This is a genomic window from Candidatus Nealsonbacteria bacterium DGGOD1a, from assembly GCA_022530585.1.
Classification (GTDB): Bacteria; Patescibacteriota; Minisyncoccia; order Minisyncoccales; family UBA5738; genus UBA5738.
Genome location: CP092821.1, coordinates 371,670 through 394,450, shown reverse-complemented (window position 1 = coordinate 394,450; position 22,781 = coordinate 371,670). Strand labels below are relative to the sequence as shown.

Below are 22,781 nucleotides of genomic sequence, written 5' to 3'. Positions count from 1 at the left end.
CGATAAATCGGCAAAGGCCGCGCTTATTCTCCGGCAAGCTTCACGCCGGCGATTCGGGAGGTTTCCAAAGTTAGCGCGCGCAAATCGCCTTTGACAAGCCGATGGATGTCGTTATGCCCGGTCGCGCCGGCGATCATTTTCACTTCTTCGTTGCAGTGCTTAATGAAGTTGGCGATATTGCCGGCCGCGGCATCAATGTCCAAATTTTTCGCCAAATTGGGATCTTGCGTGGCCACGCCCTTTGGGCATTGGCCGGTGTAGCACAAATTACATCCCGCGCACCCCATCGCCGCCAGCATTCCCGAACCCATAAACACCGCGTCCGCGCCCAGCGCCAGCGCCTTGGCAATATCGCCGCCGGTATAGAACCCTCCGGCAATCCAAAGTTCTTGCTCTGCTTTGTTTTTATCCAAAATTTCGCGCGCGGAAACCAGCGCGTGAAAAGCCGGTATCCCCATTTCATCAAGCATCACTTCCGGCGCCGCGCCCGTGCCGCCCCAGCCGCCGTCAATGGCGATAACATCGGGATTCGCTTCAATGGCAAGGGCGACATCATCTTTCACATCGCCGGCGGCCAGTTTGACGACAATCGGAACGCCGCCCGACAACTTTCTCAACCAATCGATTTTATCTTTCAAATCCTTGGCGCAAATTATATCCGGATGGCAAGCCGGCGAATGAACATCTTTGCCCAATTTGACCCGGCGCGCCGATGCCACTTCGGGAGTCAACTTTTCTTTTTGCAACAATCCCCCTTGCCCGCCTTTCGCCCCCTGCCCGATTTTTATTTCAATAATGTCGGCAAGCTTCAGAATTTCTTCGTCAATGCCAAACCGGCCGGTGCTGTATTGAATCACCAATTTTTTGGCAAACTCGCGCTCCTCGGCCAGCATTCCGCCCTCGCCGGTATTGGCAATCGTGCCCGCCAAAGTTGAACCTTTTGCCAGCGCGATCTTGGCGTTTTTCGACAGCGCGCCAAACGACATCGCCGCGATCACGATCGGCGCGGCAATTTCCACCGGCTTCAAACTGTTTTTGCCGATAATGGTTTTTGAACTGATTTCTTCCTTGAAATAATCCACCGGCCGTTTTGCCAGCTGTGCCGGCGCGAACACCAGATCGTTAAACCCGCCGTTAACCTCTTTTTGCGACCGCCCGCCCCGCACCGGCACTTTCGCGATCCGATCCTGCACTTTTTTTGTCCAATTTATCATGAAATTTTTATGATTATATTCTATTGAATTACGAAATGCTTTGTATTTTGGGGTCTATCCCTGTTGCCTGTCCCGAGATAATCCGAGGGATAACGCAGGGGTTAGACCCCTTTAAAAGTATCTGAATTTAATGATTTCTTAATTCAAGATAATTATTGATATGATTATATATTCATAATTCACATTCAAAACAATAGAATTATAGCCGACTCGCGACCATTGTCAAACGCAAACAAAAAACCCGCTCACGGGTAACATCATCGTTAAAACGCGTCGCGGCACAACATCGTGCTTCCGACATCGCAATCATACCCAAAATTATCCTCAAAGTCAAACCAAACAACACGACGCGACTGCTTACCAGGACGGTATTACAAGGGTCTAACCCTTGTTGCCTGTCCCGAGGCTTTTGCGAGGGATACCAGCTGTCGGTGAGGTTATTGTAGGCCTTGGCGCTGGCACCCGTCCCCCTCACCGTGGCCAACATCCGGCCGTTGGCGAAGATGCGCTTAACGCAAAATTTTATTCAAGCATCTTTTGAAATTGATTAAGCGCATCTCCTATCAAAAATTTCTTTGCGATAACTATCATCTTTTCAGAAGCCGTTAATTTCTCCAATATTTCAGTAGACAGCATGGTTTGGATATGCTCATCACGCATATTATTATATGATTCATTAACAAAATTAAATCCGCGCTCAATAGCATCGGAAGCAATATCTTTATCTATTTGTTCACACAAAAAACTTCCAAACACTCCAAAATGCAAATACGGATTTTCCTTTCCAAATAATAAAAAATCTTCGCAATTTTTGAACTCGGGTACAAACTCAACCACAGTATCGCACAATTTTATCAAGCAAGGCTGCTTGTTGCTATCAACAGCCGGAATACCTTTACTATTTGAAATTTTTTTTAAATCCAACAACAAATTATTTATTTTACTACCAAGTTTTTGTTTATTGACCATTTTTTTATTTTAATGCATTTTTAGCTGCGGCAATTTCTTTCGCAGCATCGTTAATCAACGATTGCATTACCTTTAAATCGCCTGCAGTCAATTTGTCTGGATTCTTTAATAAATTTGAAAGAGCATTCAATGTGTTCTGTGTTTTTTCGAGATGATATTTCCCTTTTGTTGGTAAGCCGGTTACTATTTCATTCCTTAATGCCCCAAAAGTACCTCCGGGGATTGTATCTGTTGATCTGTATGTATTTTTGACAATATTTTTAAGTACAGGGCTAGATGCGGTTTGTGCAAGATTTTTTGCATAGCTTAAAGATTGTTGTCCAATATTATTAAGTGCAGCATTCGTATTTTGATTCTTCGCAATCACTGACACAGCTTTTCCTGTACCCTTGCCGCCCCTAATTGCCAAGCCGCCGACCGCAGGTATGATTGGCAAGGCAACCGAACCGGCATCCAAAACAACCGCGCCGGCGTTCTTCCAACTTGGATGTTCATAAAATTCATAAAGCGAATAGCCCAGCATCGATACATCAAATGCTGTCTCCGCCCATTTGCCGCTCGGGTCGCTCAAGGTAATCGGATTGTTGTTGGCATAGCTATACGCGTTCAAGCTCTGCGGATCACTCAAATTCTGATTGCCCCAGAAAACCGGGTCTTGGGTGACGAATCTGCCGATGGTTCCATTGTAATACCGAGCGTTGAGGTATGACAAGCTGGTTTCGGCATCGTACTCCTGGCCGATGTATTTGCGCTTTTCATTGTAATTGTTGGTTTGGTTATCAAACCGGATCGCGCCAAAGGGATAATAATCCGTGGTTTCAACAACCGCGTTGTTGGAATCCACCACTACGGTCGTGCCGTTTAGGCTGTCGGTGAAATTGGCATAAGCCTTGGCACTGGTGCCCGTGCCTTTCACCGTGCCAGGGCGAAAATGCGTTTGGCGAATTCCAAAGTTCCGTTATTCACAATTTGAATTCTGAATATATTCGGTTTTTACCCAAATTTTTTAATCTCCGCCGCTAATTCTTCAGCAAAGGCATATAGTTTCTCTTTTTTTGTCTCAAAAAGCAAATGTTTTGCATTTTTTCTATTAATCTTACCATTCGCATAATCAACAATTTCTAAAAAATTCGCATCAACTTGAAATTGCCCATCTTCTTTTTTTTCAATTCTAATTTTCAAATTTGGCTCAAGAAACGCAGATTCTATTTCTTTGACATTGTAATTAACGAGTTGCCGTACATTTTCATAAAAAGCTACAAACTCAGACATTCTGATAAAAGAACCTGCTATTTCTAAAAGAGTCTTCGTGCCCAAAACAAAAATCAATTTAATAAACAGCCAATCGTTGGAAACATCTTCATATTTAATAATATTAATTGTTAAAAAGCTCTTATCATTTGATGAATATAAATTTGCCATATAATTTTTATGGATTACGTGGTTTCCCCCATGTGGTTATAATCTCGCCAATTTTATTAAGCACGACAGTTGCTTCTTTTCCGATATACTTCACGGCTCCATCTGCTTGATTAATAATTTGTTGCGGATTTTTAACCACATCAAAGATAGCTTCTAAGTCAACGCCCCTGCCGCCATCTCTGCCAATCGCTTGTCTGGCACCATGCGAAGTATAACCCGCAATTTTTTTAATTTCTGGACCAACTTTTTTTATTACAGTTGCAGTTTTTCCTACTAATTTTTCTCCACCAACAACTAAACCACCCGCAACTGGAACACCGAATGTCAAAAAAGCGTCAAAATTCGATAAACCATCCGTACCGTTGGGATTTTTACGGGATGCAAAAATATTCTTGTCCGGACCAGGATTGGAAACATAATTATTGACTTTCGTAACAGCAGATGTACCGGAACAATTTGCGTCAAAATTTTGTTATTTTATTTATCCAAACCGAGCACCTCATCTCTCAAATTTTTATCATATGCACTCAATCCTAATTGGATATCCAATATATACCTGCCCAAAGCGCCCTTGGATAAAAGCCATTTTACTTCCGGGGAATCTTTATGTAAGATTTCTTTTTCTATCTCACGTGCCCGTTGTAGGGCGAGGCTATTTTTTTCTTCACTTAAATTATTGTTTATTTTTGTCATTTCGTATTCCCACATCAATAATCTATTATTTGGTTCTAATTCAAGACCGTGCTTTATCATTTTAGTAGCAAAATCAGTTTCGCTATATCCGAATAACCATTCGGCTACATGGCCGAGTGTTCCGACGAAAAATAAATATTCCGGATTATTTTTAAATTTTTTATATGAAAACTGAAAATATCTCAACAATGATGAAGTTAATTCGTTGGGGTTAATAATGTCATAACTTTCTTCCAAAATACAATTGAATAGTAAATAAATCACACTCAACCAAACATCAACATCCTCGGGATAGTCTTTAGTTATCTGTTCCGCATAAGCAATAGCGGATTTCCAATCTTTTTTTGTCTCATACTCATAAAGCTGTTGTTTCCAATTCATATATTTTATTAATTTTTAACAAAGAAAGTGCCGATACGTTCAATCCCATCAACAATTTGGCCTCTCACCGTTACCATGGTATCACCAATTTTTACAACTATTTCGTTTACGCCACTACCTTGATATTTACCTACAATGTTTTTTGCCACCTCTTGAATTACATTTTTTTGACTACCAAATTGTTCCACCAATGGTGCCAAACCATGCTTGGTATTGTTAAATAGGTGCGTAAATTTATTTTCATCAGCTAACGCTTTTTTAACTACGATTGCGGTTTTGCCAATTCCTTTCCCAGCGCCAACCATCATACCGCCAACACCGGGCATCCCGAATGTCAAAAAAGCGTCAAAATTCGATAAACCATCCGTACCGTTGGGATTTTTACGGGATGCAAAAATATTCTTGTCCGGGTCAGAATTGGAAACATAATTTTTAGCTTTTGCGACAGTACCTGTGGTAGCGTTGTAAGCAGTAGTCGCCGCCGATTTAACGCCATTTACCGCCGCTTTGCCCGCTTGTGCCGTATAATCGCCAACCGCTTTCGTGAGCGTCCCAATTTGCGATTTGATTGAGTCTATCTGAGTTTGTATCTCTGCGAGTGTCATCAACCCGCTCGGGTCGCTCAAGGTAATCGGATTGTTGTTAGCGTACGAATACGCATTCAAGCTCTGCGGATCGCTCAAATTCTGATTTCCCCAGAAGACCGGGTCTTGGGTTATGAATCTGCCGATGGTTCCATTGTAATACCGGGCGTTGAGGTATGACAAGCTGGTTTCGGCATCGTACTCCTGACCGATGTATTTGCGCTTTTCATTGTACGAATTTACTTGATTGTCAAACCGGATCGCGCCAAAGGGATAGTAATCCGTGGTTTCAACAATGGCATTGTTGGAATCCAATACCACCGTGGAACCGTTTAGGCTGTCGGTGAGAGTTACATATGCCTTGGCGCTGGCACCCGTCCCCCTCACCGTGGCCAACATCCGGCCGTTGGCAAAGATGTGTTTGGTGATTTCCGCGGGCGCGGTCGTGGCGGACAAAACCGTTCCGGTTTTACTTTTTACGGTCGTGGTTGTAACCGACGAACTGTAATAGCTTGTCGGCGTGTAGGTTGTGATTACCTTTATTGTAACATTCCCCGTGGCCGCGTCGGTAGTGGTGATGGTAACAACTGATTTATCCCTTTGGCCTTGGAAATCATACGAGTAAGCGGAAACCGTGCTCGCGCCGGTTATACCGGTTGCGGTTGAAACTATGCGGTTTTGGTAATCGTAGGTGTAAGTGGTTTTGCCGTCGGTTAACAGATTGCCATTGGCGTCATATTGATAATTGGCCGTGGTGGTGGCGCCGGCGGCATAGGCGGTGGGAATTGAGAATGTATCGGCGATGACCGCGAAAATCTTTGCCGCCGAACCGATTGCGGCGCGAACAATTTTACTTGTCAAATCATTAAGCAGAAAAACTCGCCTAACCGTAATCGTAATTTTTTTGGTCGCGGTCCCGGCGCTATTTTTAGATGTCAGCGTATAGGTGGTGGTTTTCGTGGGCGCCACGATTTTTGAGGTTGCGCCAAGCACCGAACCAACGCCTTGATCTATGCTTAATGTGGTTGGAGTCGAACCTCCCAGCGTCCACGACAAAGTTGTCGATTGTCCTTTGTTAATAACGACCGATGTTGCCGTGAAACCGGTAATTGTCGGAGCGGGAATCTTTACAGTAACTTTCACGGTTTTAGTCGCGGTTCCGGCAATGTTTTTGGATGTCAGTTTGTAGGTTGTAGTTTGCGTTGGCGCCACGACAATCGATGTTTTACCGACAACCGAACCCACATTATTGTCAATTGCCAAAGTATCGGGAGCGCCGCCGCCTAATTTCCAGGAAAGCGTTACCGAGCCGCCCTGGTTAATGTTCACCGAACTTGCGGTAAAGCTGGAAATAGTTGGAGCCGCAACCACGGTTACGGTTGCAGTTGCGGTTGCGGTTCCCGCCGAACCAACCGCCGTGAGCGTGTAGGTTGTGGTCAATGACGGCTTAACCGTGACTGATGTTTTTCCAAGAACTGACCCGACGCCATTATTGATTGAAAGCGAGGTGGCGGTTCCGCCTGTAAGCGTCCACGACAAAGTTGCTGATTTCCCCTTGGTAATGGCCGCGGGCGCGGCCGTAAAACTGGAAATCACCGGAGTTGGAATAACCGTGACGCTAACCGTTTTGGTCACTGTCCCGGCGGCATTGGCCGCGGTCAAGGTGTAGGTAGCGGTGGTTACCGGCGATACCGTTTTGGATGTCGCACCCAGCACCGAACCCACGCCATTATTAATTGTTAAAGATGTGGGAGTCCCGCCGTCCAAGGTCCAGGCCAAGGTCGTGGTGGCGCCGGCGTTGATCGTTGCCGGAGCGGCGGTGAAAGTTTTGATCACCGGCGCGGTCGGTTTGGCGTTCACGGTCACGGTTTTGGCAGTGGTGCCCACCGCGTTGGTCGCGGTGAGCGTGTAGGTTGTGGTTGCCGAAACGGTAACGACTTTGGAAAGAGTGTTCAGCACACTGCCCACGCTTGGAGTGATCGTCAGCGTGGTCGGCGCGCCGCCGGATAATGTCCAAGCCAAGGTCGTGGTGGCGCCGGCGTTGATCGTTGCCGGAGTGGCGGTGAAAGTGGAAATGATTGGCTCCGCCAAAGGATTATTGGTTGTAATTGAGGTAACCGCGTCCGGGTTGGCCAGAGTCGAGCTTGGCTGGTAGCTATAACTCATTGTTTGGTCATTGAGTTTTTGACTTAACATATTTCCCAGCGGATCATAGGTGAAATTCTGCGTGTAGTTCTGGTTGTTGGCGGTGTTTGCGGCCGCAACCGATGTTAATCGGTAAAGTTTATCATATCCATAGGCAACGGTTTTCTTTGTCGCGGTTGCGGAGCTATCCGTTATCTTAATGATGTTGCCAACCGCATCATAGTTATAGGCAAGATCCTGCAAGTTGGTTGCGCCGACGCCGGAAATTTTGCGCGTTAAGCGATATAGCTGGTTTGGATCAAAGGTATTAACGGTCGCGATGCCGGAGCCGTAATTTAGCGCGCTTACTTGGCGCGCCGGCGAATAATCAAAACTGCTCACTACGCCAACCGCCGCCACCGCTGGTTCCTGGCGTGAAACGCTTTCGGTCAGGCCTGCGGCGTTGTAACTGAATTTTGCGATTGAACCGTCGGGATTGGTGATTGTGAGCGGATTTCCTTGGTAATCGTAGGTATATTGGGTGGTAAAAGTTTGGTTATCGCGAACTTTCGTATCTTTGGCGAGATTGCCCAAGATGGAATACTCAAAATTCTCGGTTTCACCGGACATAACAACTTGACACAAACGCCCAACGCCATTGGCGCAATTGTCATAGGTGAATGTTTTTGTCGTTGAGCCGTCAATGCTTTCCGATTTTTGGCGGTTGATCGAATCATATTCGAAAGCGGTCGTTCGATTTTTTGCATCGACCAACTTAAGCAAATTACCGGCGTTATCGTAAAGGTATCCGCGATAGCCAAAAACAGTGGCTGTGGGGGCATGCAAATCCTCGATGTTTACAGCGCGGCCCAAACCATTGTAATGGAAATTCCGCACATTGCCCGATGCGTCGGTGATATTGGTTAAATTACCCAGTCCGTCATAAGAATAGGCGGTAGCGTAGTCTTTTGAATCGTCGTGTTCCACAACTTTTGCTAAATTGCCATATGCGTCATAAGAATAATCTTTGGAATTTGAATTGGCGTCGGTGATTGTCGTCTGCCAATTTTTGTAACTGTAAGTTGTGGTTCCCAGCGCGTTCGCAACACTGGTTTTCCGGCCCAGCGCGTCGTAGGAATAGGTTGTGTAAAGCAGTGAATTTGTTGTGGGGCTAGTTTTCGCGCTGTTGGCGGTGAAATACGGCAATGATTCTTTTTGCAAGTTGCCGCGATTGTCATAAGCAAAATCTTTCGTTTCAAAATTACCTTTTCGAGCGGATTTTTTGGTTTGGATCAAACGCCCCAAGCCATCGTAATAACTGTAACCGGTTACCGCGGTTTGCGAATTAAGATAGGCGGTTTCCTGTACGCTGAAATTTCCAATCACATCGGTGTAGACAAATGTTGATTTGGCGCTTTGTATCGATGGATACTCCAAGTATCGCAGGACCCGGCCAAAACCGTCGTAAGTCGTATTTGAAAGCAAGTTGTTCGCGTCCGTAGTTTGCGTTACCTGGCCCGATGGATAATCATAGGCATATCTAGTGATTTGGCCGAACGCGTTGATCGCTTCCGCCGGATATAAATTATAACTGTCGTAGTTAAAATTTGTGGAGTTGCCGTTGGGATCGACCGACTGGCCAACCAAGCCGTAATTATTATAGTATTTATACGATGTGGCGTAGGTTGAACCTGAAATCCAATTTTCTTCCTTTGTCAAGTTGCCGGCAATAATATAGTTATAGGACGACCAATCATAATAGAATTTTGATTCGCTTATTTTGTTTGAATTTTGGTCCCGAATTTGGATGCTCGTTACATATGAAGTGGTGGAATAGCCTCTTAACAGGCCATAAGAATAGCTGGCGGTATATTGCGCGCTGTCAATTCCGGCAAAAGATCCGTCTTGGTTTGCAATAACCTCGCCATGATTGGTTTTTTGGATCAAATTGCCGCTTTGGTTGTCGTATAAAAAGCTTTGCGCTTTGTCGCGGTGGGTTGCCTGGCCATCGTAACTTTGCTCTATGGTTTGTGCCGGATACACAAAATTTGAATTAATATTTCGTTGCGACGAGTCCCATTTATTGATTGTTGCCGCGTAAAGATTTCCCGCGCCGTCGTATTGCTCGGTACGATAAACTTTACCAATTTTGTAATAGCTGTCGGCGTATTGGCCGTTGGCTGAATCGGTGCCGTTTCCGGTGTTAAAATAGGTTTTCGCAACATTTCCGGCCGCATCGGTTTGAGTAATTATCTTAAATCCGGCAAACTTGCGGTTCATCGGCGAATCAAAATAATACGACGCCCCCGAATAATCATAAGTGTGGCTATCGAAATTGCCGGCGTTATCATTGTTTGTGATTTGCGAAACCGTAAACAGCTGGTAAGGCGATTTGTTGTTCGCGTATTGCGTCGCAGTTTTGTAAGCGATTGCAGTCTCCCCTCCCTGCGGATAAGATACCTTGCTTAACAAATCTTGTTTTTGGGCAATGTTGGCGAAAACCGCGCCGCGGAAATCAATTCCTTGGGTGGTCACATTGCTGTTTATTTGAACAAGATCTTGCAAGCCGTCGCCATTGGTATCGGAAAATTGCGGGACGCAGAATGAATTGTTGGCGCCGCACACGCTATTATTGATCGGTAAAGTTAAGGAAGCCGGCGATAAATTCGATATGCCGTTTTTGTATCCGTTGATTACATTGTTGGCAGGATTATTATTAATGAAATACGCCACTGCGTCAAAACGATTGTCATTATTCCAATCCGCGAAGGTCGTGCGCGGAAGGATGCTGCCGCTATATGGGGTGTTAACTTTACCGTAATTTATAGAGTATGAATTAAATTCCGCCCATCCTTGGTACCAATCTGATCCGGGTCGATAGGCTTTGATTTGCGCGCCGGCGTCTCCATAGGCGCTGCTGACCAATTCGAGCGCGCCATCGCCGTTCAGATCAACAAATTGGAAAGATGCGAATCCGGGCGCGGAGCCGAATGCCCATTGGTAGTTCCGGCCCCAGCCCAAGCCATTATTATTAAGATAAACGAGAGAATTGTTTACGCTGCATTTTGATCCGGAATGGTAGCCCGAGCATGCGGCGGTCTCAATCAAATCGGGCAAATTGTCGCCGTTGACATCGCCAAAAATAATTTGCGTGGTCGCATAACCTTGGCTTCCCAGCGTATATGACGGTAGTTTCCAATTCGGGCTTAATGTCCAGCCATTGCCATTGTTCAAATAAACCTCGCTTCGCAAAGTTTCCGGCGATGAATATTTGTAATCAATATAACTTTTTATAAGGTCGGGCAAATTGTCGCCGTTTAAATCGGCAAATTGCACATTCATATCGCTGTCAAGGCAGGCGCGTTCAAAAAATCTGTTTTGATCCTGTGGAAGTTTCCATGTGGTGTCGCCGCTGTCCCAGTAATTTCTTCGGTTCACGGCGGCCACGGCGTTTAAAAGTGAATATCCTTGGCCGGAACCGTATTGCGAGTCACAGGAATCGGAAGTCATGATTCCATCCCCGTGATATAAAAAAGCGAAATCAATGAATTCGGGCAAACCGTCGCCGTTCAGATCGATGAACTGCTGATGGTCGCCGGTGGCAAAGGAAAATCCGGGTCCCGGTTTGTAGCTGATAGACGGCAGAGTTGTTGTTGCGGTTTGCGCCCAGCCGGGGGCGTTGTTTTGGTAGCTGAATTGTTCGAGCGGCAGCACGGTTATTACGCCGTCGGCCGCTTGCGCCTGCGTTCCAATGGAATTCAAAAGCGCTCCGGTGTTGGTGGGATTAAGATTGTAATTGAGAAAGTATTTCATCGCCCAATTGCCGTTTACCTTAGTGTCAATTTCAGTAATGTAGTAATTCGAAGTAACGGGAAATCCGGCATCATATGAAACAATCCCGTTATCTGGACGCCAAGATTTCATGAAAGAAACTTCAAAAATTCCATCAGTGGATCCGTTGCCCGTGTATTTGATTGATTCCGGGTAAATTTGGTTGGCGTCTTTATAATATGAAAAGGTTATGAAGTTATTGTTTGTGTCGCGGATTTCTTTCAGCATCCACTTGTAGATATGATCGGTATTGCCGGGATCGTATTGCCGGGAGGCGTCGTAATCGCCGAATTTATACTGCGTACCGTCCTTCCCGTGCATTATCCAATAGTTGTCCATTAACAGATATTTATTGAAGTCTCCATTTTCGGTTCTTGCAAAGTATAAATTGGAATTATCAAGCGCGCTGGTAATCTCGCCGTCTATCGACGAGTAAAAAAATTCCGAGCTGCCGGTGTTATGATACATTTCATTAAGGCCAAATTTGTTGAGCCGCTGAATGTAGGGAATATTGATTGACCAGCCGTAGCCGAAAATGCTCCCTTGTTCGTTATTGGAACTATTATAGGTTAAGGCAAGGTTGGGTTGCATTCCGCTCCGGCCCGGCGGCACTGTAATGGGAAAGCTATATGTTAAAGCGCCGGTATTCTGGTCGATGTCGGGTTGGTTTTTTGTTGTCGCGGGATTTGATACCGAAACCGATAACCCGTTTACCGAATTTATTCCCGCGGCGCTGGCGTTCATCGCGCTCATTTCTGTTCCGGCGCCCGCCGCGACTTTAGTTTTGGGGGATTGTTCGCTTGAATTTGATTCCAAAGTTTCGGAAAACGACGAAGTATCCGAGATTGAATTGATGATTATCCGGGGTGTTTGATTGTCTGAATCCGGCGCGGTTTTGATTGCGGGTTTTGTTTCCGATTTTTCGCTCGAGTCTGCGTTGCCGGGGATTTCGGGAGTTGCCAAAACGAGCGCGTTTTCAATTACTTCCACGGCATTAGCCGCGGCCGGAATTGATTCCGGGCTGATAGCCGTTTCCTCGGCCAAAACAATCAGCGGCGACAAGGGCTGCGCAATGGTTGCAAATGTTAAAAACACAACCGTCGCTTTGCGAATCGATCTCCCCGCTTTTCCAAATATCGTTTTTGAAATATTGTTCATAAATTTTTTCATAATTCAAAAAACCAACGCTAAGCGATGGCTAAAAAAATTGCAAATAATAATCTATCGGCGTTGATTTTATTCACAGCCCCCGGATTTTAGTTTTTCTTAATCTGTGTTATATCCCGATGCCAAACCATTGTCAATAGTCCGCAAAAAACCCGCTCACGGGCGATATTATCGTTAAAACGCGCGCACTGGGACGGTATTTTAAGAGTCTAACCCTCGTTGCCTGTCCCGAGGTTCTTGCGAGAGATACTCGCGAGCGGTTAGTCCCTATTGGCAAGTTTTCCGATGCTCTTGTTTTCAATTTTTCGATTCATACCAAGTTATTATTTAAATACTTATTTAAATACTTATTTATTTTGAATTACGAAACAGCGAATTTTGAAATCAATTTTCGGCGTAATCGCGGAAATTTGATTTCAAAATTCGCGCGGTTACCGCCGCGTTTGGTGAAAATTGACTTCCCAAAAGCTGAAGTCAAATTTCCCCAAACGCTAATTTCGTAATTCAAAGTATTTAAATAATTTGAAGTCCCCATTCAAAACGAAAAAAATCTACAAAAGTAGAAATTGAATATGCCTATTAGAGCCCAGGACAAAGTGAATACTTTTTTATCTACAAAAGTAGAAATTGAATATGCCTATTAGAGTTGGTGGCAATCGCCGGAAAGAATAAATCTACAAAAGTAGAAATTGAATATGCCTATTAGAGCGCACACATAACCGCCATCCCCGCCATCTACAAAAGTAGAAATTGAATATGCCTATTAGAGAATTCGGGGCATAGGGTTGCCGGAGTATCTACAAAAGTAGAAATTGAATATGCCTATTAGAGAGCGTGAAGGCCATTATGCTGTCGCCATCTACAAAAGTAGAAATTGAATATGCCTATTAGAGTTGATTATTTTTTTATTCTGTTTTGAATCTACAAAAGTAGAAATTGAATATGCCTATTAGAGTAATGGCAAGAGTAAGCGAATTAAGATCTACAAAAGTAGAAATTGAATATGCCTATTAGAGAAAATATGGTGGTATTGTATCGGCGAATCTACAAAAGTAGAAATTGAATATGCCTATTAGAGTCCAATAGAATTTTCGGAAGGCTTCGATCTACAAAAGTAGAAATTGAATATGCCTATTAGAGTTATCATTATTATTTGCTCTTGGGAGAATCTACAAAAGTAGAAATTGAATATGCCTATTAGAGCTCGCCGTAAGAAAAGTGCGGGTCAATATCTACAAAAGTAGAAATTGAATATGCCTATTAGAGAACATTCGAAATTCGCGACACACGAAATCTACAAAAGTAGAAATTGAATATGCCTATTAGAGTTATTTCCTCTTTATTTGGTTTGTACAATCTACAAAAGTAGAAATTGAATATGCCTATTAGAGGAAATGGGTGGTATCCGGCGGGGCAAAATCTACAAAAGTAGAAATTGAATATGCCTATTAGAGAAACCATTCATCAGTTGTATTGGCCAAATCTACAAAAGTAGAAATTGAATATGCCTATTAGAGACACAGAAATCAAGAACAGCGGGATTCATCTACAAAAGTAGAAATTGAATATGCCTATTAGAGAGAAAGCGGAACAAGAAGAAGATTTTTAATCTACAAAAGTAGAAATTGAATATGCCTATTAGAGACAATACCCCGTTCGCACACATAGAATCTACAAAAGTAGAAATTGAATATGCCTATTAGAGAATAATTGTTAATAACGATTATTGCAATCTACAAAAGTAGAAATTGAATATGCCTATTAGAGTCAATCTCTGGCTAACTAAACCAGCGAATCTACAAAAGTAGAAATTGAATATGCCTATTAGAGTTATCAACCACCCCTCCAATAATAGAATCTACAAAAGTAGAAATTGAATATGCCTATTAGAGTATCGGGGCAATCGCGGCTTCGTATTATCTACAAAAGTAGAAATTGAATATGCCTATTAGAGTCAAAACAAAATGAACAAATTATCAGATATCTACAAAAGTAGAAATTGAATATGCCTATTAGAGTCGCTCCGGTAAGCACGGGATTAGTGTTATCTACAAAAGTAGAAATTGAATATGCCTATTAGAGTTGAACGACATCCCCCGCTTTTTGAGATCTACAAAAGTAGAAATTGAATATGCCTATTAGAGACAACATCTTATCGCTGTGCGCTCTTTATCTACAAAAGTAGAAATTGAATATGCCTATTAGAGACTCAAGGTCTTGTGCGCTCGCCGCTTGGATCTACAAAAGTAGAAATTGAATATGCCTATTAGAGTCAGAAGGCAGGAAAGCTCCGACAACATCTACAAAAGTAGAAATTGAATATGCCTATTAGAGACGCCACCATTGGCACAATTTTTTACATCTACAAAAGTAGAAATTGAATATGCCTATTAGAGTAAAAAATAATTACAAGATGGCTCTTGAATCTACAAAAGTAGAAATTGAATATGCCTATTAGAGAATCCACGCTAAAACAAAATCAATAAATCTACAAAAGTAGAAATTGAATATGCCTATTAGAGACGCTTTTGTTGAGTTACCCGATTTCATCTACAAAAGTAGAAATTGAATATGCCTATTAGAGCTCAAACGGAATCTGATTGTCGGCATATCTACAAAAGTAGAAATTGAATATGCCTATTAGAGCGAGGGACAGGCTTCAACCTGTTCATATCTACAAAAGTAGAAATTGAATATGCCTATTAGAGTTATGAATAAATCCGATGGCGTCGTATCTACAAAAGTAGAAATTGAATATGCCTATTAGAGTAGAAACTGCCGTTACCGTTGAGAAGATCTACAAAAGTAGAAATTGAATATGCCTATTAGAGGTTCCGCGGCAAAAAAGCGTTAACCATCTACAAAAGTAGAAATTGAATATGCCTATTAGAGTCCTCGCACTCCACGCAAATTTTTCATATCTACAAAAGTAGAAATTGAATATGCCTATTAGAGATGGGACAAAGAGTTGACACCGGAGGAATCTACAAAAGTAGAAATTGAATATGCCTATTAGAGTATGTTCCACATCATCGCGCTTTCCATCTACAAAAGTAGAAATTGAATATGCCTATTAGAGTCCCCACAAGTATTTCAATTCATAGATCTACAAAAGTAGAAATTGAATATGCCTATTAGAGTTGATCCATCATCGCTCAACCCTTTCATCTACAAAAGTAGAAATTGAATATGCCTATTAGAGAAAATAAAAAACAGATACTTGACTTTTATCTACAAAAGTAGAAATTGAATATGCCTATTAGAGGCGTGTTTATCTTCGTGCTGTGTAATATCTACAAAAGTAGAAATTGAATATGCCTATTAGAGTCCCGCGGCAGCAGAACCCTATTTCCCACATCTACAAAAGTAGAAATTGAATATGCCTATTAGAGATTTGGAAGCTAAATTATTGCGCGGAATCTACAAAAGTAGAAATTGAATATGCCTATTAGAGCTTATTTCGGAGGTGAAGCGTTGGAGATCTACAAAAGTAGAAATTGAATATGCCTATTAGAGTATTAAAGGAATGGCGAACTTACCCGTCAATCTACAAAAGTAGAAATTGAATATGCCTATTAGAGTTCAAATAAATCAATTTCACATTGTTATCTACAAAAGTAGAAATTGAATATGCCTATTAGAGAGCTGGATTAGCTTTAACCGGCTTGAAAGATGCGATTAACCGATAAAATTTGATTAACGACTTAAAGCCGGTTAAAGTTGGAAAATCCATAAAGACCGAGGTTTAATAACCTCAAAAAGCTAGATTTCTAATAGATACACTGCAATTTCCACCAATTTGCTACTTTTTGTTTTGTATCTATTCAATTTTAGAAGAACACCACTTCCTTTTCTTCGTTGGCGGCATAACCATATCGCTTGACTTTGGCTTTGCACGCCTCGCACACATAAATTATAACAATACTGTCGTTTTTCGTAAAGTACGGCTTATATTTCATATCAATCTCTTTTTGGATGTTATCCAATATCCGCTGGCTGTTTTTTATCTCAAAAACCGAGTATTGCAATCGCCGGCCGTATTTTTTCAAAAGATTCGAGAATTTCGTCCGGCGGCGCGTATCTTCGAAATCATAAGAAACTATAAACATATCATTTCATCTTAAATGCCGGAAATTCCGCGCCGTTAATCGTAAAATAGTAATAATCGCGCGCGTAGCAAAAAATGTCTTCTCTGCGATCCATAATCGCCTGCGCGAAAATCTCCGCGTATTTCTTCTGCTCTTCAAATCCCAAGCCATAGACGCCTTTGCTCAATTTGAAATCATTGGCCTTTATCTGCCCCAAATTATGGGATTTCATGATCTGCTTATCAATCACGCACCGAAACGGCTCCATCAAATCGCACGCCAGCGATTTGCGCTGAAAAAACAGCTTGTGGTAAAACCCGCGATAGACATCAAACCCGTATATCCCCAGCATTGCCTCAACAAAATTAAACAGCATCGTATAGCCCATATCCATCAAATAATTCGGAATATCAATCTTTGCCCGCGGCAAACGCCGTTTCCATTCCAAATTTTTGAAATAACTTTGAAAGAAAAATTTGCCCGCCGCGCCTTCCAATCCAAGCAAATCCTTGCCGTTTCGCGCGTTTTTGATTTTTGCCTTTATTTTTTCCAAAGATAACGCCGCGTCTTTACCGTCCGAACTTTCCAGCAAGCAAATCTGGTTTGAAATTTTATTCGCCACCAAAATTTTTGCCGCCGCCAGCTCTTGCTCTTCGGTCGCCGCGTATTGCCTTTCGCGCAACAAATAATTCCCGTCCGCTTGCGCCAACAACCGCGCATAATTCAAGAAATTATTTTTTAAAAGAAAAATCGACACGCCGTAATCGGCGCAATTGCGGACCAACACGCTGGTAAGCGAACAATCGCCGATCAAAAACAGCGCGAAAACCTTGTGGCACGAAATCCGGTTGACGATTTTTCCGTCCTTTGACAAGCAGATATTGTCATTCAAAAACTTGATCTTTTCAATCTCGGCATTCTTGGCGCTCACAAACAACAATTGTTTTTCTTTGAAATCAGGCAAACTCAACATATTTTCGCGGGGGTCTATCCCTCGAGTAATCACGAGGGTTAGTCCCTCGCGAAAATTTCTTTAATGGCACAGCGGCTTATAAACGCATTGCGCGCATTTTGCCGGATTTTTATTCTCCGGCGGACTCGGCCGGTAATTCTTCATTGCTTCAATCAATTCTTCAAACTTCGCGGTTTCTTGTGCGTCCGGCAAAGAAATTTTATACCGCTTGTTATCCGCCAGCGATTGGATCGCCAGCGATTTCACTTCATAACCCATTTCCCGCAAACAAAACATTTGCGCGTAGAGCTGGTAGCGATAACCGTCAAAAATCTTTTTGATCTTGTATTTGCGCTCCACCAGCAATCCGCTTTCGGCATCAAATGTGTCGATTTTACCCATAATCCCCAGCCGCTCGCAACAAACTTCCATTCCCTGCAACACTCGCGCGCTGGTCGTGTATGTTCCGCCATCAACCGGCCTGTGCGCGATCTTGCCCACGGTCTGCGCCGTCCGATGATAGGTTTTGGCGTTGAAATTCTCGTATACCGAATGCAAATAAATCGAATACGGACAAAACACAAAATCATTTATCTTGGAAATCTGAATATAATCCTCCATTGAATTTTTATAAACCTCTTTTATTATCGCTCTCGCCCCAATCTTTCCTATCCCATTGAGAATAAGTTGCTTCATCCCATTCTTTAAGATTTATTTTTAAGCCCTTGCTCTTAATCCCGTTTTTTGTATTCATTTTATTTCTTAATTTTTCGCTCCTGATTTTATCCAAAATGATCAATCCTTTTCTGGCGATATTGTAAGCCCCGTTTGCATCTCCATCTTTAATTTTTTGAACTTTTGGAGATCTTGTCCAAAAATGGCATTTCGGACAAGAAATTTCATCATATTCTTGATCGCCCTCTTTAACTGAATGCCTTATCCATGTAAGACTAACAAATACTTTACCAAAATCAACATAACGGAATTTCGGCTCATTCTTTACAAGCAAAAACAAATCTTCATTCTCAATGAGGTAATCTTTAAAAATATCCTTTAAATCATTATTATTCCAATGACTTCGGTTCACATCTGAAAAAATATATTCCATTTCTCCATTGTATAAATCTTTGCTTGCAAATTCGCATTGCTTACTGTTCTGTTTAAATTCATAATTCCAATGATACTCAATCCTAAATCTATCGTATTTTTTATCGTAGGATATTCTAAGCTCTTTTGCGGCAATTTTATTCTTTATTTCTTGGGATGTTTTCAGTCCTCCAACGCTTCTATGCCTAAAACCACAATTAGGGCAAGTTTTTGATGTATATCTTGCATCTGTATAAAAAATTGCGCCCATTTGATTACCCCAAGTCTTTTGAGCTCTATTTGGAGGTGTTAGTTGCAAAGCGTTTCTAACTCCTTGAGGTGATTTTTCAATCACCAAATAATTTAATTTGTTAACTAAATCGTTTTCAAATTGCTGGTATATACTCTTTTCGATCCTTGTTCTATCTTTTTTAAATCCACGATTTAATTCTTCCAAACAAATCAGCGCGTTCTCTTGAGCCATAAGCGTCGTAATTTCGTGCATTAAATTCGCGTCATAGCCGCGCTTAATATCTTTGATGCTTTCAATCTTGGTCCAAGATCGTCTGGCCATTAATCTTTCCTTTTCTCTAATATCTAATTTCTTTTGGTAGTTTATCGGCTGTTTTATCCCATTTTTGATATTAGAGCCAACAATATTCATTGATTTCACATCGCCGCAAATCGCTCCTTTCCCATCAAGCAAGCAACAATAAGCAAGCTCCCTTTCTCCACGATCAATGCCCAACATCTTTACATCGTTTCTTTGTTGAATATACTCGTGTATTTTCCTATCAACATTGCCGCCATTGCTGATATTATTCACAACTATTGGGATATGAAAAATAATTTGATTTTCCGCGTATCGCCTTTTTTTATACGGAATTTTATCGGTTTTCGGATTTTTTAAGTCATCTTTTGACCACCGCTCAACCTTATAGCTTTCTTTTTGAGGATAGAAAAAAACTTCGGCTTGTCCAGCTAATCTAAACAATGGTTTTTCTCTATTCTCTATCGAGAAAAGTTCCTCAAATTCAAGCGTGTTTAAATCTTTCTTTGGATTCGGAATTATACTTCCCCTCTTCAAAGAAAAATCTTTGCAATAAATTTGGAAAATAAATAATTCTTTATCTAATAATTTTTCATCTATCCCGTCTTTTTTGAAATCCATCTCCCTAAAGTTATTTTTATAATAATAAGGCTCAAGTTTAGTAACTTCATATGCCAATAAATCAGACCCTAAAAAACTCGTTTTGGGGGCATCTTCTTTCATTATTTCTTTTACCCGATTGACTAAATAATCTTTTTCATGTCCATAATCAAACATCTCACTACCAAACAATTCTTTTAAAATACTGATAATTACATCTTCTTTATTAAGAATACCTTTCTTATTTTTATATTGATGGTAATATTTTTCAGTTTTCCCAAGAAAAGCTTTGCCAAAATCAGATGCGGTTATACCAAAATTAAACTTTCCAACCCTAATCATTTCTTTTAAACTTTCCAAATGCATTTTAACTTTTTGCACATTACAAAATTCTCTATTAAGACCATCAATAATTTGCTCTATTCTTTTTATAAATTCAGAATTCTTCAATTTCGTCCTGTCATCTCCATATTTTGAATCAAATTTTCCCGTATAAACAGATCCAAAAATAGTCTGGCCTTTTTGCTGATAATAATCCATCATTTGATAACCGGTGAGACTATTAACATTTATTTGCTTGCTAACATCGTTTTTATTTTTACTTTTTTCTTTGCCAATGATTAATAAATAATAATTATCTTGTTTCTTCAAAATTCGGCAACAATAATCAGTGGTTTTATATGCCCAACCACCCAAAAATGTTGGATTGTCGAATGTTACCTTGATTTTTTCATTTCCGGCATCTTTCTTTGTAATATAATTTCTGATTGCACCAAAAAGCGCATTTATTTCGTTTTTATCTTTAAACTTTTGGATTATTCCGTTATCGCCGTCAGCCACAATACCCTCTGGAATTGAAAACAAAGCAAAAAAACCGTTAATATCGGAAATTCTAACGCAATAATCGTTTATCGCCTGTTTGCATTCAAAATCTTTCCTTCGAGATAATCCCTTTTTTAGATTGATTGATTGCCTTAAATCTTTAAATTCGTTTTCGAATTCCTCTTGTTTTTTATTAATACTTGCGTTAATGCTTGCCAAATAATTTGCTTCTGAAAATTTTGACATCAATAATTCATCTACTCGCTCTCCTTCGGTTTTTGACTTTTGCAAGAATGATTTTATTTGGGTAATTTTTTCCTTATCTTTCTTTTCTTTTTCAGTCAACAAATTTCTACCATTCAACAATGAATCAAAATAAAATTTAAAAAACAAAACGAAGTTTTCAAAATTGCTTTTATCTTCTTTATAAATTTTTTCGCTGCCGTGAACACCTAGAAGATCAAATACGGATCTTGACCTCTGTTTCGCGTTCTCTATTGCATTTTTAATGTCTTCTTGAAATCTCTCCTTGCTAATTCCATCTAAAATTGATTTTATCTCTGCCAAAGAAATCTCTATTTTTGTTCTTCCATCCTTATCTTTTAATTCACTTTTCTTATCGGGTCTATTTTTTATACCAATACCGTTTTGTTCATAATACAAATCTCTTATATACGACCACGATCCAAAAAAAATATTACAATAATAATGCGTTTGATTTTCCTTAAGCAGTATGGAATCTAAATCACCGTTAATTAGACCATCCTTTAAGAAATTACCAACTATGGATAATTTTTCGCGAGCGTGCCTATAAAATTTTTCCAATCCCTCAATTAGATCAGAATCGTTGTTAAATTCATTGATATATCCATTTTCAAACTCCTCAAGGCCATCGGATAATAATAACTGCTTATACAATGGTTCAAGATAATCAATCTTCTTTTTTCCTTTTTTCTCGTTAAACAGTTTATTAAGTTCAGCAATGGCCGCGTTATAGGTGTTTATGTCAGCTTGCAATAAGCAATTTGCATAATAATCGGGCTCAAAAATATTATGATTAGCAATCACATTCTTCTTTTGATAATCCGTTAAACCTAAGTCAATTTTATTTTTTTCTGCCAAAAATGCGTTTTTTACAAAAATCTCGAAATTTTCGTCTAAAATCCGCGTTGTTAATTGTCCTGAATTTGCCTTTACAAGCTTCTCTCCCGTTTCATCATCCCCCTCATCACCTTGTCTTCTTCCTTCATCTTTATAAAGATTGCCCCTGATCTCATTAAAGTTCTTAAAATATGTAGACCATCCACCAAAATATTCAACTAAATTTGTTTCCTGATCTTTATTTTCTTTTGTTTTGAATTTAATTGCATATTCATTTTCTTTACCTTGATTTTTCTCTTTTTTTTCCCGAATACTGCCATCATTTATCTTTTTACTTAAAATCATCAAAACATTTTGGGAGATCAAAATATTTTTTGTCCCATCGGCAAATTTCTGCTTATCATCGCCACCCTTAATTTTTTCATTATTCCTTAAATTTTTTTCCAGATATTCGTAATATCTTTTCGCTATTTTTTGGAATACCCCGCCCTTGCCTTCTTTATCTCCAAAATATTTAGCCAATCTAACCTTTTCATTGTTAATTTTTCCTATAACCTTTCTTTTTTTTTCATTATTAGAAGCTTCATATCCTATATATAATTCAAAAAGATTAGAAAAATTAATATCGTTGTTTCTTTTAATCATTTCCAAAGAATCCTTAATAAAGAGCTTATGCAATTCAGTTAAATAATACTTAAGCGCTTGATATCGTTTTTTTCTTTCAATATCAACATTAAAAATATCTTGATTATTATCTTTAAAAAATTTTTCAACTCTGTTTTGTCTTGTAATTTCATCTTTATTTGAATATCCTTTTTCTATGCATATTCGCCTTTCTTGCTCTATGTTTAAAACAGGAATTAACGAAAACTTTCGAGTTTTTGATAGTGGAAAAATATTTTTAAAGTCATTAAAATTTTTATTTGCTTTTTCTTTTGCCATAAGTTTTTTGATTATGTATTTTTTGCGATAGCAAAAATTATATAATGATTATGATTTTATTTTGCCAAAAAGGGACGATGGTTGTCGCCCAATGATAACGCTTACCAAACGGTTAAGCAAATTGGAACCATCGCCCCTTTTTACCTAAAACCTCCGAAAACTCGGGTTTTAACAAAAAAGGCTTAGCCGTTACCGATAAACGCTATCATTGATGCGACTCGTTAATTGTCGCATATCTGCAAAAAAATGCAATAT

General features: G+C 40.6%; 11 protein-coding genes and 1 CRISPR repeat array. All 11 genes read right to left on the bottom strand.

From position 1 onward, the window contains the following. Nucleotides 1-23 precede the first annotated feature (23 nt). Entirely contained in the window at nt 24-1,214 is a 1,191-nt protein-coding gene (locus tag L7H18_01915; GenBank protein ID UMX48280.1) for an FMN-binding glutamate synthase family protein, read from the bottom strand. Nucleotides 1,215-1,736: 522 nt separating this feature from the next. Next, the gene (locus L7H18_01910; GenBank protein ID UMX48279.1) at nt 1,737-2,183 is read right to left on the bottom strand and encodes a hypothetical protein; all 447 of its coding nucleotides are present in this window, start codon (nt 2,181-2,183) and stop codon (nt 1,737-1,739) included. Between the two features lie 4 nt (nt 2,184-2,187). Then, nucleotides 2,188-3,099, bottom strand: a complete 912-nt coding sequence (locus L7H18_01905) for an RHS repeat-associated core domain-containing protein (protein ID UMX48278.1) — start codon at nt 3,097-3,099, stop codon at nt 2,188-2,190. 77 nt (nt 3,100-3,176) lie between these two features. Further along, the gene (locus tag L7H18_01900; GenBank protein UMX48277.1) at nt 3,177-3,605 is read right to left on the bottom strand and encodes a hypothetical protein; all 429 of its coding nucleotides are present in this window, start codon (nt 3,603-3,605) and stop codon (nt 3,177-3,179) included. A gap of 7 nt (nt 3,606-3,612) precedes the next feature. Next, nucleotides 3,613-3,933 (bottom strand): hypothetical protein, encoded by a 321-nt coding sequence (locus L7H18_01895; GenBank protein UMX48276.1) that lies wholly within the window; start codon nt 3,931-3,933, stop codon nt 3,613-3,615. Nucleotides 3,934-4,082: 149 nt separating this feature from the next. After that, a complete protein-coding gene (locus tag L7H18_01890; protein UMX48275.1) occupies nt 4,083-4,679 on the bottom strand; it encodes a hypothetical protein in 597 nt (198 codons plus the stop codon). Nucleotides 4,680-4,687: 8 nt separating this feature from the next. Continuing rightward, nucleotides 4,688-12,376 (bottom strand): FG-GAP-like repeat-containing protein, encoded by a 7,689-nt coding sequence (locus tag L7H18_01885; GenBank protein ID UMX48274.1) that lies wholly within the window; start codon nt 12,374-12,376, stop codon nt 4,688-4,690. A gap of 558 nt (nt 12,377-12,934) precedes the next feature. After that, nucleotides 12,935-16,028: direct repeats of the CRISPR family, unit length 36 nt; unit sequence ATCTACAAAAGTAGAAATTGAATATGCCTATTAGAG. A 187-nt stretch (nt 16,029-16,215) separates the two neighbouring features. After that, nucleotides 16,216-16,494: a CRISPR-associated endonuclease Cas2 gene (gene cas2, locus L7H18_01880; GenBank protein UMX48273.1), complete on the bottom strand. Its 279-nt coding sequence runs from the start codon at nt 16,492-16,494 to the stop codon at nt 16,216-16,218. A 1-nt stretch (nt 16,495) separates the two neighbouring features. After that, a complete protein-coding gene (cas1, locus tag L7H18_01875) occupies nt 16,496-17,446 on the bottom strand; it encodes a type V CRISPR-associated endonuclease Cas1 (protein ID UMX48272.1) in 951 nt (316 codons plus the stop codon). Nucleotides 17,447-17,506: 60 nt separating this feature from the next. Continuing rightward, the gene (gene cas4 / locus L7H18_01870; protein UMX48271.1) at nt 17,507-18,046 is read right to left on the bottom strand and encodes a type V CRISPR-associated protein Cas4; all 540 of its coding nucleotides are present in this window, start codon (nt 18,044-18,046) and stop codon (nt 17,507-17,509) included. 7 nt (nt 18,047-18,053) lie between these two features. Further along, complete coding sequence (locus L7H18_01865) at nt 18,054-22,526, bottom strand: hypothetical protein (GenBank protein UMX48270.1); 4,473 nt, start codon at nt 22,524-22,526, stop codon at nt 18,054-18,056. Nucleotides 22,527-22,781 lie beyond the last annotated feature (255 nt).